Consider the following 11,714-nt stretch of genomic DNA (forward strand, 5'->3'; position numbering starts at 1 on the left):
TGCCTTGGAACCAAACATTTACCGGTACCGCCCAATCGACCGTCGCTTAAAGCAAAGAGGTCCGCTTCCCTGAATCTGGGAACGGGCCTCTATTGATTTTCAAGACGGTCTGTTATTGGGTGCTTACTGTTATTTAATTAAGCATCGCGAATATTGTAAAACACAAAAGATGAGAACAACTGATTTATATCTTTTTCGTGAAAAGTTAGTTATACTGGTGAATTATGTTCGGACAGTCATACGCTATAATACCTCGCATATGTGAGGTGAGCCCCACAAAATTATTGATATGCATAAGCACTATCGTATATACGTATAAGTAATATATTCGAAGAGGCCGTTAATATTGCTGCTTAACTGACTGATGACACGAACCATGTACTAAGAGTATGACCATGGGTAAGGTCGAGTAAGTGCAGCGTTACGTTCCGTTCACTCGTGGATATCATGCGGATGTGAGGATGAAAAAAACAACCATCTCGAAAGATGGTTGTAAGTGATCGTGATTACCACTCAGGCGCGGCGCTTGATGCCGGCAATACCCAGCAATGCCAGAATTGCGGCACCGGCCATTGCCATACCGCTTTGCGCGGCATCACCAGTGGTTGGCATTGCGGTAGCTTTGGACTTGTTCGCTGCTTTTGCCTTGGTCGATTTGGTGTTGGTCTTCGCAGCAAGCGTGAATTTAGCGTTTCGGTCTGGAGCAGGTGAAGCGACTTGGACCGTGGCGGCTGGTTTGGCGTTAGGATCAACATAGACGTTGGCCTTGATCCGGTTTAGCAGCGTCTCTGACTGCTTAACTAAGGCAGTATCAACGTTGAGCGCTGCCGTTGCAGCAGCTAAAGCGGCATTGGCATCGGCAAGTGGGGTGACGGTTGCATCAAGCTGAGCTTCAAGGTCTGGCAGCTGAGTTTGTAAGTCAGCAATTTGGGCTTGCGCAGCTTTTATCAGTTGATCAGCTGTGGTGATTGCCGAAGCGAAGTCAGCGCGCTTGGCCGCGTTTGAATCCAAAGCGGCTAAGGCTGCTTGCCTATCTTTAAGCGTGGCAGTTGCCTTGGTCAAATTGGCATTGGCGGCAGTTAGCGCTTGGTTGGCAGCGGTTTGATCGGTCTGCGCTTGAGCCAAAGCGTTCTTAGCAACAGTCAATGCGGCCGTTGCTTGTTGCACCGCTTCGCTTGCAGTAGTTGCCGCATTTGCTTGGGCAGTCTTCAACGCAGTTTGTAAGCCGGCGGTTTGCCCTTGCAATTTGGCAAGCGCGGCATCAGCGGCTTGTGTCGATGCGGTGTCTGCCTTGTACTTTGCAGCGGCTTGTTGTTGGGCTGCTTGAGCGGCTTTCAAGGCTGCTTGATCTTTAGCGGTCTTTGCGGAATCCGCAGCGATTGCTTGTTGGTATACAAAGGTGTGATCCGGCAGACCTTTGAAAGCTTTCAGTGCATTGAGGTCAGCGTAGGTGGTGTCATTTGAGGCCATTACCCATTCGTTATACGCACCAACGTAATCGTTGTAATCGGTGAAATCCGATTCTTGTGGTTTGTTGCTTTGATCGATTACCTCGTCAAATGCGACGGCATTGGTTGTCGGGTCGAAGCTCAGTCCAGCGACCATGTCGGAGCTGATCAGCAAGTTTGCCCGGTGACCATAATGAGCCGCGCCTGTTTCAATGCCCTCCATGTTCGTGGAATCGTCAAACCACGTCATTAGCAACACATATGCAGCCTCTTCGTCGGATCGAACATTGCTTGGAAAGTATTGCAAGTTCTCAGCAAAGCGATCCTCAACGCCAGTATGTGTGAGTATCGGTCCTGTTTGCGCGGTGGCACGAGCTTGGGCATAGGCTTCAATTTCTTCGTCGTGACTGATTGGCCCTAAGCCATTCAAAGTACGCAGCTCGTTCAGATCACGATAGAATTCAGTACGAATGTTGGCAAAGTTCGGCTGGTAAGTATCGCCTTGCACCAAGATCGACTCAGTGACAACGTCTTTGCTGGCAGGCGTTGTTTGCGGCCAATTTGTGCCAGCTTTGTATGACACGGTGGCAACTGTTTTGACAGAATTGCCGTTGTTGTCATTGGCTAGTGTGTTCTGAGCTGCTGTGACCGCGGCAGCTGCTTGCTCGCTTGCTTGGGCATCTTTGGTGAGTTGGGCATGGGTGTTGTCGGCCTTGGCTTGAGCTGCTTTGATCGCCGCTGTGTTATCGTCAAGGGCTTTTTGAGCTGCAATTGCAGCAGTATTGATGTCGCCTTTAGCAACACTGTCAGCGGTTTGTTGCGCCGCGTCCACGGCAGATTGAGCGGCTTTGACGGCTTGAGCGGCTTGGTCAGCTTTAGTCTTTGCGGTGGTCACTTGGGTTTGGGCACCAGCTTGCGCTGCAGTGGCGTCTGCTACAGCTTGGCTGGCTTCTTTGACTGCGGCGTTGTCAGAAGCGGCAGGCAAGGCGGCTAATTGTTGCTGTGCATCAGCTTTAGCGGCAGTTTGATCAGTGATCGTCGATTGGGCTTGTTTGATCGATGTGTTAGCTGCATCGACGGACTTTTGCGCTGCGGCGTTGGCGGCAGCAGCTTGGTTTGCCGTTGCTTGTGCCGCGTCAGTCTTGGCCTGCGTGGCCGCAACTTGGTGGTCGGCTGCAACAACGTCGGCTTGTGCAGCAGCCACATTGTGGGCGTATTCGCTTTGAGAAGCTGGTTGGGTGGTCGCCATGGCTGTCGCGGCTTGGGTGATTGTGGCTGTAGTGTCGGTGGTTTGCGCTGGTTTTGATTTAATTGGTGCAACGGCTGCGTGAGTGACAGTTGTGTGTGTTGATACGGTCAGTAATGCGGCCGCCGCAGCGGTAAAGACGAGTGCGTTCTTCTTATTCATGCTCAATTTTACCCCTTCAGTTAACTTGTGAGTGGCGCTCGTTTAGGCTTGACTGCTGCAAGGCATCACTTGATGTGATAATTGGCTTGCACTAGCCTAGCTGGTTAGGTTTATGATGACTTGATTACAACGACGAGGTTCCGCGGTGCGCGCTTGTGAGGGAACAACTACCAGACAATTTGATTGAAATTCTGTCGGATATCTGAACCTCGCCGTCGTGCGTGATTTTCGATTTCAGTGACAGACGACGGATCAACAGTATAGAAAAAACCGGCAATCACACAGGATTTGGTAGCTTACCTATTGAAAGCGTTACATATATGCAACTCCCAATTTGAGGCATTCATCCTGTTGACCGGCCGGTCGTTTTTCGAAACTTCTACGGATATATATCTGGTATTCAGTTTACCGCTTACTTTTCCTTGCAGCAAGCAAAAAGTGAGCAATGGCGCGAATTATTCGCGCCATTGCTCAAGTGCAAGTTGTGAAGCCAACAGCGAAGGCGTAAGTCATAGTTTGGTGCGTTGTTGTATGCAAAAAAGCCCTACATCGTGATTTTACGGACAGATCACGATGCAGGGCGGCATGCAATGTTGCCAATTCTCGCTGCGGACTAGTTGGGGTAATTTGCGTAGAGAATTGGCATGCTTACGATTTCTTGGAATCTTTAGGCTTGTTTGAGCGCTTCAGAGCGGCAAAGGCATGTTGTACTTGTTTGAAGCGCGTTGGGTCTGCTTCGCGAGCAGACTTGACCATTTGGGCGAAGTCATGAGTGGGCTCATCTGGTTGCACTGGTTCTTGATGTTTGCGTTTGAAGAATGCCATCTTTACACCTCGCCAACCGGCCGCATCACGCGGGTTTTGGTGATCAAATAAATTACGACCAAGTGGATCAACAATAGGGGTAGGGCATAATTGGGGATCAAAGCATAGCCCACATACACACATAGCCCGACAGTATTGGCGATCATCAGCTTGCGCGATTGGCTGCGGGCAAAACTCACCACGTGCAACAAACCGCCGATGATGCTCAGGTACCACCAGTGCGGTTCCCAACTCATTAAGGTCGTGCCGACTTGCGCAGTAGAGAAGCCGTGCATGATCGCAGAAACCGTGGCGAGCACCAGCACGATCGCGGTGAATGCCGCGTACAGTACCCCAAACAATGCAGGTAGTTTAATTAAGGAGAGTTTCACAAGCCCACGTCCTTTTCGGATTGATAGGATAAGTATACCCACATCGCGCCATAACATAAAGTTTGCTTTGCAAATTCCTAACTATTGGCGGGATCGTGATGAATTAGAAGTTGATGCAACAGGCGTCTGGCGGTATACTCGAGCTTGGATATCTTTAAAACTATTTCAAAAATTTGACCGGCCGGTTAACAGAAAAGCTTTCGCCAGAAATGCGAGTTGCATATCTGGAACACTATCAGTTTGATAGTAAAGATTTTCTGATGACCAGCCGTTTTTTTTGCGCGCAAGAACTCGAAATTGGGCACATTGACATTAGTGCGCCTGATCAAGTGATAAACTTGCAGGGCATGACGCTAAATGTGGCCAACAATAGATGACACCACAATGGATAGTCATCAGATCAGCTAAGAACAAATCACAAGGGGAAACATCATGAAAAAGGCAACTAAGATTCTCACATCACTGATTAGCATCACCGCCGCTGCACTATTGCTTGTCGCATGCGGGAGCAAAAACAGTTCAGATAGTTCAAAGGCATCATCTGCGAAAAGTTCCAAAGTATCATCCAGTCACAAGCCGTCTGTTAAAGTCACGACAAAGCCCGTCGACTATCAGCAATTGACTAAGGCTGATCAAGCAAAAGTCAAGTTCGCATTTCAAGCTGACTCAGATCAGGACCAGACAGATACGGTTGATCTGCAAGTGACCAACCAGTCTGCCAAGAACGTCAAGCTCGATGAAGCTAAGATCGTTTGGACTAAAGTCGGCCAGGGGGCAGCGCCGGTTCACGCTGATCAAACCAAGTCGATCACGGTCAAGCCTCACAAAACTCGAACGGTTACCAAGTTATTCTCAAACTTTGCGAGTCAGAACTTAGCTGGCGCCGGCGTCTTCTGCTACCAGAACGCTGATCACAAGCTGGCATACAGCTACCAAGCTTTCAAAGATGGCGGTGTGACATCGGCGAATTTGACTGATCAGCAGTTGATCGCGATGAACACAGCATCAAGCAACGCAAGTCAAGCCAGCTCCGCCAGTACCTCAAGCCAGGCGACTAAAGCTTCCAGCAGCACGCAAAGTCAAGCTAAGAGTCAGCCCAGCCAGAAGTATACGAGCCAGCAGCTTGCGTTACTGGCACAGATTTATGGCCAACAAGAGCCAAGCAGTGTTGATGTTGCACAAGCACTGGACAATCTGCAACAGATGGCAGCCATCTCCTACGCAGCAGATTCTGCGACGACAGGGCACAGTTCTGTGGGTACGCCAGTGTCGTTTGAACAATTCGCGGTTTCTGGGGCTAACCTTGTGATCACCCACCCAGCTGGGCAAGGATCAAGCGCATGGTCTGGCAGCGTTGATTTAAATTCGGCACTGAACCAAGTATTCACGCAACACGCTGCTCAAGCTCAAGCGGCATTAAGCAAGCTGCAGCAAGAATAAGCTTCACATCACAACACATCCGCATTGCGGGTGTGTTTTTATTGTCGGTTGCTTGCAATAACATAACAAGACACATGCCACTGCGGCATCGCGTGCCAAGCCGCCAATTGCATCTCACATTCGTACAGTATTGCGTACAGCGGATCCAGATTCTGCATTTGCAGATCAGTTGCCAAGAGGAAAATATGTACGCTGATTCAGCAATTCCAGCGGCATGAAAGCCTAAAAAACATCGAAAACACTAGGCAGGGCGCGGATTATTTGCTATACTGGTTTACGTGCTTGTGACAAGCACCATTAGCTAATGGAGAGTTGGCAGAGTGGTAATGCAACGGACTCGAAATCCGTCGAACCGGCTAATACCGGCGCGCAAGTTCGAATCTTGTACTCTCCTTATTTTAGTCCCGATTTGCTACTGATTAGCTCCGAAATGCCGATATGAAGGCATTTCGGAGTTTTTGTTTTTACCCGAAATATGCCGTTTTGGGGCAAAAGTGGGGCAAAAGTGGGGCAAGCAAAACCCTTATGTGACGCGGGTTTGCGTCCTGTTTGGAGGCCATTTGCCCCACTAATTCGAAAAAGCCTCAGATCTAGTCCAAAATTGGATTCGAAAAATTTGATGTCGATTTGCTCCGAAATTGAGTGGGGCAAACGCGGGGCAAAATGACGCACAAGACGCTAAAGTGCAGCGAGTGCCTCAAGCGACTTATCGGCCTGATCTTGTTCGTACGACTTCATCAGGTGCGCATACGTATCCAACGTCCGTTTGATGGATGCGTGACCAAGTCGATGCGAAATGTAAACAATATCGACGCCTTTACTAAGCAGGTAGCTCACGTGCGTATGTCGCAAGCCGTGAAAAGTGACGGGGTCTTTGATTTCAAGACGCTGTTCAAGCGATTTGAGTGATTTATTGATGCCCGCATCCCCAGGCAGATGGTTCCTGACGTTTCTAAAGACCAGTTGCAAATCATCGCGATAACCGGTTTTCAGGTCGTGCTGGGCTTGCTCAACGCGTAGCTGCCTGAGCAGGTCAACCAAATCAACAGTGATGTCAATCGTCCTGATGCTAGATTCGTTTTTCGTTTTCGCAAAAGTCTTAGATCTAGCATAGTCCCAAGTCCGATCAATGGTGATCTGTCGCTGGTCAAAATCGATACGGTCCCAAGTTAAACCCAATATTTCGCTTATTCGGGCGCCAGTGAGGATACCAGTGGCAATGATGTAGTAATATACGGAACTTAGCCTTGCTTTGGCGAAACACTCATCCAGGAGTTTAGCGTAGTCCTCTGCTTCAAGAAATTTCGCATCGCGGCTTGCTTTGGTGCGCTTATATCCTGGGTTGACCGCGCCATGCGTGAAATTAACAAAGAGTATTTGATCATCTATCGCCGATTCAGCCATGCTGCTTAGATATGAGGACAGCTTGCTGACGGTCTCAAAAGCGCGTGGTTGTCGATGTCCAAACTTGTCTTTAGCGCCTTTGGCAAAGTCGTTGATGAACCGTTGCCACTGGGCCTTGTGCATGTCAGTCAACTTGAAGTTTGGCCCAAAGTAATCCGCGAGATGCTTACGAATGGTTGGGTAATAGTCTTCTGTGACGGGTGCGTGTTTACCCGACTTATAGAGTTCTACCCAGTCATCCCAGTATTGAAGCAGTGTGATGCTTAATTGATCAGCTTGGGCGCCGCGGTGGTGTTTACGTTTGACCTCAGAGAGCGCCCACTCAGCGGCTTCTTTTGAGGGGAAACCGCCCTTTGTGAGCTCGTGTTTCTTTCCATTGGGTTCTTGATAGCGAAAGCGGTATTCCCATGCGTTGCCTCGCTGACGAATCCCCGTTACTTTACTTGGCATAATCAGTCCTCCTTCATCACCTCAGATCGCGCTGAGGGACGCGGAAGGGTCTTGCGGGAGCCGCCATTTATGCACGGCTTTACCGCCGGACGCCGTGGCAGCGCCACTTGTAGGCAAAAAAATAGACCTCCAAAGAGGTCTTGACGGCATTATAGGTCATCGACAAGTTTGCGGGCTTTGATGGACTCAACATCGTCTGCTTGGTCTTGCAGATGCGCGTATGTGTCGAATAAAATCTTTAGATTGGCATGGCCCGAGATTTTGGCGACCTCTAAGGGACTAACGCGACTGCCTAGAAGGTAACTGATGAGTGTATGACGTAGGCCATGTGTGGTTATGGGATGGCTGATATTTAATTCCGATTCAACCGATCTGAGTGCGTCGTTGAGATTCTTATTGGAAGGAATGTGGTGTCTTATGTTGCGGAAAAGCATTTGATCTGGATCACGGTAGCCTGATGCGAGATAGGCGGTGCTTTGCTCTGACTTGAGCCGTTTGAGAATTGCGGCTAGGCCAACGCTCATCGGGATGGTGCGGTTTGATGAATCGTTTTTAGTAGCTTTGAAGTCGTGCGAGCGGGCGTAGTCCCAAGATTTATTGATGGTGATCTGGCTATGTTCAAAATCGATGTCTGGCCAAGTCAGGGCCAGTGTTTCAGAGCACCTGGTGCCCGTGAGCGCCTCTGTGATTAGCTCATAGTATTCGATATGATCCAAGTCGGCATATTCTTGCAGATGTGCGATAAGCCGTTTCGCATCTTCCACTTGGAGGGTCTTGTGCGAAAGAGCCTCACGAGATGGCTTGTATCCGGGATTCGTACAGCCATCAGCAAAATTTACATATAGGATCTGATCTGTGATGGCGATTTTGCACATGCTGCTCACATGGCTTATCAGCTTACTTACCGTTGCATATGAGCGCGGGGCATGACCATCTAGGCTACCATCCGCAAATGCATTGATGAACTGCTGGAACTGCGAGAATGTAATGGTGGCCAGCTTCTGGTCTTCAGGAAAGAACTTTTCCAGGTGTTTACGGGCGGTCGGGAAGTACGCGTTTGTTACAGCGGCTAGGTCACTAGACTTGAAGGTAGCGATAAAATCGTCAAGATAGTCGAGCAAAGTGACTTCCATGCGGTCCATAGTCGCGCCGCGGGAAATATGGCGCTTGTACTCCGCTAGGGCTTCGGCAGCGGCGCGCTGTGAGCGAAAACCGGTCAAGACTTTCTCACGGCCGTTCTTGCGATAGCGGGCTTCCCAACGGGTGCCCCGCTTACGAATTCCGGGTATTTTTGGCATAGTTGTGCTCCGATCTTTGTCATGACTCAACAGAAATCGGACGAACGGTCCAAAATCGGTCCAGGCGCAAATGAGCGGATGGGCGAACAGCATTAGTTCGGCTGTTAGAAAGGTTGGTCGTATAGCAATTTAATGTAGGTTTAGCGATTTAGCAGTGAGACAACGTGTGTTCTAATTGTTTGACGGTCAGCGGGCGACAACGCTTGGATAAGGTTAGCTATCTCGCAAACATCGGGATCATACTGGGCGGCACCGATTGAGTGTTCACGGCTAAGGGCCTGAATGAGGGTCAGCGAGTTGCTTAGGTTCTTGTGTAGCTCGGTGATCATGTCAGCCTCAGAAGGTCGATGCCGCTTGTAGTGACCAGGATCGTCTGTCACAGCCAACAAATAAAGTACTTCTACGTCCAAGACTTTGGCGATGCCGTCAACCAAAGTGGCGCTGGGCGTGATGTCGGGCTGCTGCCACGTGTACATGGTCTGGCGCGACACGGCGGCCCGAGTTGCCAGTTCTTTAAGTGTAAGACCACGCCGTCGGGCTTGCTTTTTGATGCGATCAAAAGTGTTTTCCATGCGATGACGCCTCCTAATGACTTCAGTATGGATTGTTCATGTATATTTGTCAATGTTTTAATTTACGTATTGACAATTGCTGACCAAGGCTGCAATATAGTGATGAGGAATGCAACACATATAACGTAGGTTACCTGAGGAGAGACTTATTTAACGGGGTACCGAAACATGAGTACAGAATACAAAGCATTGACACTCCAGCAAGTGGTAACCGTACAAGTGCCAGCAGACAAAGTGCTAATTGATCGTGACGAATATGAGGACTTACAAAAGCGGGCCAATTTGAACTGCTGGTGGACGCTCAATGACGTGAGTGCGCGCTACAAACGTAAGCCGGACTGGATTGTCTCCCATATCCTGAAGAGTCCTACGTTTGAACCACAACTACGTCGTAAGCTTGTGATGTACGACCATGATGGCGGCAAGGGGTACTTGTTTGAGCCGATGGGTTTCTCCGAGTGGATGCGTGAGCACTTTAATGACATCGCCAATGAGGTCGGCCGCTGATGCGTTTAACTTGAAAAAAGAGACGTCTCCACTTGGTTGGTGGAGGCGTCTTTAGCATCATGCTGATAGTGGTTTGGCGTGGTACTTCACCAATCGTTGAGCTTCTTGCGTATTCACCAGGAAACGCCAATCCAGAAGGTCGTACTCGAAATACCAGCGCGTTATGTCACGGCTATGCCGTTCGATAAAGACTTTGGGATTCGTGATCAAAGCGTCATGCTGCCATTGAGAAACAATCAATAAACACGACAGGATGTTAAAATCTGGAGGTATGGACACGACAAATTTCGGCAACGGAATGCTTCTATCTGTGAGTGGCCATGTAGATGAAGGCGTCAGGTCGTATTCTTTAAGCGCGATATCAAGCTTCTGGCAAGCAAGTGGCGTAGTTAACTTAGCGTTTTCTGTGGTCTTGAAATATCGCATGATGGCAGGCTCGGAGTATGTTTGCGCCAAATAATCGGCCAGATCTTTAGCGCTGACGCCGCCGTCAACGGTACGATGACGAGTTTCGTGTGATGTAGACATTGTAGCTCCTCCTATTCTACAGTTGGAAATGAAAAAAGGATCTAAAAGCGGTGCCCTATCTATCTGGAAGATGAAAAAGAAGCCCTCAAGGTGCCTTTGGGCTTGCCTTGAGGGCTTAATGACGATCAGAAATAACTTACAACGATTAAGTCCTCATCAGAACCGTGACCAGAGAACGTTTCACACATTAGAACGGTACCGAACGCGTGAGAAGCCCAGTTGCAGAGCGCATCTCGGTCAACCACGTCAGCAGCAGTGATTTCGGCGTTCGATTGTGGTTCGGTCACACCTTGAGATACAAATTTTCTGCATTCCGATAGACGAATCTCAGCCTTTTTCATGGTTCAAAGTCCTCCTTGTTTTAGTGACAATGGCGATGGAAATAGCGCTGTTATGCGATCAAGACGCGTTTCGGGGTGCTCTCCACGCGGCAGCCGTGACCCACAAAACTAGCAATGCGAATGGCTTCTTGTTGAGACACGAAATTGAGGCGCTCTGGGGGGTCACAAGTCCACTCGGGTGCCGCGTATCCCACACCCCGTGCATCTTCTTGACGAGTCACAGCGGCCAGAAAACCGCCGTCGTCATTAGCGATGTAGAACCGCAAATCTTTCAATGTTGGCTCAAAACCTTGTTTATGATTGTGCATGGGCATATCCTCCTCTTTTAATCAGGTTGTCGTCTCGGCGGTAGCCCGGCGGCAGCGCCGCTACCGCGATCAAGGCCTTTGGAAAGTCGATGAGGATAGATTGCAGGCACAGGGGATCAACAAGGCGGGAAGGGCCAACAGGCATTTCATATAGTAGAAACAAGATTTTGAAAGACAATTCCAGCGATTAAAATGCGTATACTTATGTATACAGATAAATATTTGTGATTGAAATAGTGTTTTATTTGATATTAGGCTTGTAAATAGGTATCAATATTGGTATCATATAGGTATAAGTTAATAAAACAAAAAATGTAGTCGTAAGCTTGTACGATTACGGGTCGCATGAATCGCTGCCCTTACCCTCACCCAAGTGGTGAGCGTAAGCAGTTGATTTGTGCGGCTTTTTTGCGTCCATAGGAAGGATCTGAAATTATGACTGCATACACCGAATCAGGGAAGGCCGTTTTTGAAAAAACCGGCGTGGCGGGGCATCCTCGCATGGCAATCGATTTAGACAAGATTTTTGAACTCAAGGCTGAGGGTGTGTCAGTCACTAAAGCCGCAAAAGAGCTGTCGGTATCACACGGAACTATATCAAAGTACTTCTTGGCGATTGATCTTGCTGATGAAGTACTAGCCCGCCGCGAGGCCGCGAGTGAAGCTCAACAAGCTTAGAGCACAAAAGTAAGCACCCAGCCAAATGACGGATTCTCACCGAAAATCCAGCGCGTTATACTTGCCTCATCAATATATTTGGTGAGGTGATTTTTTTGGAAGATAAACCTGATGTTGTCCACTTTCAGCTGGATCA

At 49.0% G+C, this 11,714-nt stretch carries 12 protein-coding genes and 1 tRNA gene; 4 read left to right on the forward strand and 9 right to left on the reverse strand.

All coding sequences use genetic code 11. The features are described from left to right. Positions 1–513: 513 nt before the first annotated feature. The 3 genes from ACGG90_RS14705 to ACGG90_RS14715 form a co-directional block, all read right to left on the reverse strand. Positions 514–2,856 carry an LPXTG cell wall anchor domain-containing protein gene (locus ACGG90_RS14705; RefSeq protein ID WP_390410558.1) on the reverse strand — a complete coding sequence of 781 codons (2,343 nt, stop codon included), beginning with the start codon at positions 2,854–2,856 and terminating at the stop codon, positions 514–516. A 648-nt stretch (positions 2,857–3,504) separates the two neighbouring features. After that, the gene (locus ACGG90_RS14710) at positions 3,505–3,681 is read right to left on the reverse strand and encodes a hypothetical protein (RefSeq protein ID WP_390410560.1); all 177 of its coding nucleotides are present in this window, start codon (positions 3,679–3,681) and stop codon (positions 3,505–3,507) included. Between the two features lie 2 nt (positions 3,682–3,683). Continuing rightward, positions 3,684–4,052, reverse strand: coding sequence for a hypothetical protein (locus ACGG90_RS14715; RefSeq protein WP_390410562.1), 369 nt, complete (start codon positions 4,050–4,052; stop codon positions 3,684–3,686). A gap of 432 nt (positions 4,053–4,484) precedes the next feature. Between ACGG90_RS14715 and ACGG90_RS14720 the strand changes: the two genes are divergently transcribed. Next, on the forward strand, positions 4,485–5,492 hold the full coding sequence (locus ACGG90_RS14720) for a hypothetical protein (protein WP_390410564.1): 1,008 nt from the start codon (positions 4,485–4,487) through the stop codon (positions 5,490–5,492). Between the two features lie 306 nt (positions 5,493–5,798). Continuing rightward, positions 5,799–5,886, forward strand: a tRNA-Ser gene (locus tag ACGG90_RS14725). 284 nt (positions 5,887–6,170) lie between these two features. On the opposite strand, the gene ACGG90_RS14730 is transcribed toward ACGG90_RS14725, so the two are convergent. The 3 genes from ACGG90_RS14730 to ACGG90_RS14740 form a co-directional block, all read right to left on the reverse strand. Then, entirely contained in the window at positions 6,171–7,346 is a 1,176-nt protein-coding gene (locus ACGG90_RS14730; RefSeq protein ID WP_390410566.1) for a site-specific integrase, read from the reverse strand. A 149-nt stretch (positions 7,347–7,495) separates the two neighbouring features. Beyond that, a complete protein-coding gene (locus tag ACGG90_RS14735) occupies positions 7,496–8,644 on the reverse strand; it encodes a site-specific integrase (protein ID WP_390410568.1) in 1,149 nt (382 codons plus the stop codon). Between the two features lie 140 nt (positions 8,645–8,784). Continuing rightward, positions 8,785–9,216 (reverse strand): helix-turn-helix domain-containing protein, encoded by a 432-nt coding sequence (locus ACGG90_RS14740; RefSeq protein ID WP_390410570.1) that lies wholly within the window; start codon positions 9,214–9,216, stop codon positions 8,785–8,787. 168 nt (positions 9,217–9,384) lie between these two features. On the opposite strand from ACGG90_RS14740, the gene ACGG90_RS14745 reads away from it, so the two are divergent. Next, positions 9,385–9,723 carry a DUF771 domain-containing protein gene (locus tag ACGG90_RS14745; RefSeq protein WP_390410572.1) on the forward strand — a complete coding sequence of 113 codons (339 nt, stop codon included), beginning with the start codon at positions 9,385–9,387 and terminating at the stop codon, positions 9,721–9,723. Between the two features lie 57 nt (positions 9,724–9,780). Here the strand turns inward: ACGG90_RS14745 and ACGG90_RS14750 are convergent, their stop codons facing one another. From ACGG90_RS14750 to ACGG90_RS14760, 3 genes are all read right to left on the reverse strand, one after another. Further along, on the reverse strand, positions 9,781–10,251 hold the full coding sequence (locus tag ACGG90_RS14750) for a hypothetical protein (RefSeq protein ID WP_390410573.1): 471 nt from the start codon (positions 10,249–10,251) through the stop codon (positions 9,781–9,783). A 125-nt stretch (positions 10,252–10,376) separates the two neighbouring features. Beyond that, positions 10,377–10,592 (reverse strand): hypothetical protein, encoded by a 216-nt coding sequence (locus ACGG90_RS14755; protein WP_390410575.1) that lies wholly within the window; start codon positions 10,590–10,592, stop codon positions 10,377–10,379. A 50-nt stretch (positions 10,593–10,642) separates the two neighbouring features. Next, positions 10,643–10,900: a hypothetical protein gene (locus ACGG90_RS14760; RefSeq protein WP_390410577.1), complete on the reverse strand. Its 258-nt coding sequence runs from the start codon at positions 10,898–10,900 to the stop codon at positions 10,643–10,645. Between the two features lie 435 nt (positions 10,901–11,335). Between ACGG90_RS14760 and ACGG90_RS14765 the strand changes: the two genes are divergently transcribed. After that, the gene (locus ACGG90_RS14765; protein ID WP_390410579.1) at positions 11,336–11,578 is read left to right on the forward strand and encodes a hypothetical protein; all 243 of its coding nucleotides are present in this window, start codon (positions 11,336–11,338) and stop codon (positions 11,576–11,578) included. Positions 11,579–11,714: the final 136 nt, after the last annotated feature.

Origin of the sequence: Lacticaseibacillus jixiensis, assembly GCF_042847315.1 — a bacterium.
GTDB lineage: Bacteria > Bacillota > Bacilli > Lactobacillales > Lactobacillaceae > Lacticaseibacillus > Lacticaseibacillus jixiensis.

Excerpts from the sequence above, each read along its gene's own strand:
- ACGG90_RS14730 (WP_390410566.1), bottom strand. The coding sequence starts at position 7,346 with ATGCCAAGTAAAGTAACGGGGATTCGTCAGCGAGGCAACGCATGGGAA.
- ACGG90_RS14740 (WP_390410570.1), bottom strand. The coding sequence starts at position 9,216 with ATGGAAAACACTTTTGATCGCATCAAAAAGCAAGCCCGACGGCGTGGT.
- ACGG90_RS14710 (WP_390410560.1), bottom strand. The coding sequence starts at position 3,681 with ATGGCATTCTTCAAACGCAAACATCAAGAACCAGTGCAACCAGATGAG.
- ACGG90_RS14735 (WP_390410568.1), bottom strand. The coding sequence starts at position 8,644 with ATGCCAAAAATACCCGGAATTCGTAAGCGGGGCACCCGTTGGGAAGCC.
- ACGG90_RS14720 (WP_390410564.1), top strand. The coding sequence starts at position 4,485 with ATGAAAAAGGCAACTAAGATTCTCACATCACTGATTAGCATCACCGCC.
- ACGG90_RS14755 (WP_390410575.1), bottom strand. The coding sequence starts at position 10,592 with ATGAAAAAGGCTGAGATTCGTCTATCGGAATGCAGAAAATTTGTATCT.
- ACGG90_RS14765 (WP_390410579.1), top strand. The coding sequence starts at position 11,336 with ATGACTGCATACACCGAATCAGGGAAGGCCGTTTTTGAAAAAACCGGC.
- ACGG90_RS14705 (WP_390410558.1), bottom strand. The coding sequence starts at position 2,856 with ATGAATAAGAAGAACGCACTCGTCTTTACCGCTGCGGCGGCCGCATTA.
- ACGG90_RS14745 (WP_390410572.1), top strand. The coding sequence starts at position 9,385 with ATGAGTACAGAATACAAAGCATTGACACTCCAGCAAGTGGTAACCGTA.
- ACGG90_RS14760 (WP_390410577.1), bottom strand. The coding sequence starts at position 10,900 with ATGCACAATCATAAACAAGGTTTTGAGCCAACATTGAAAGATTTGCGG.
- ACGG90_RS14750 (WP_390410573.1), bottom strand. The coding sequence starts at position 10,251 with ATGTCTACATCACACGAAACTCGTCATCGTACCGTTGACGGCGGCGTC.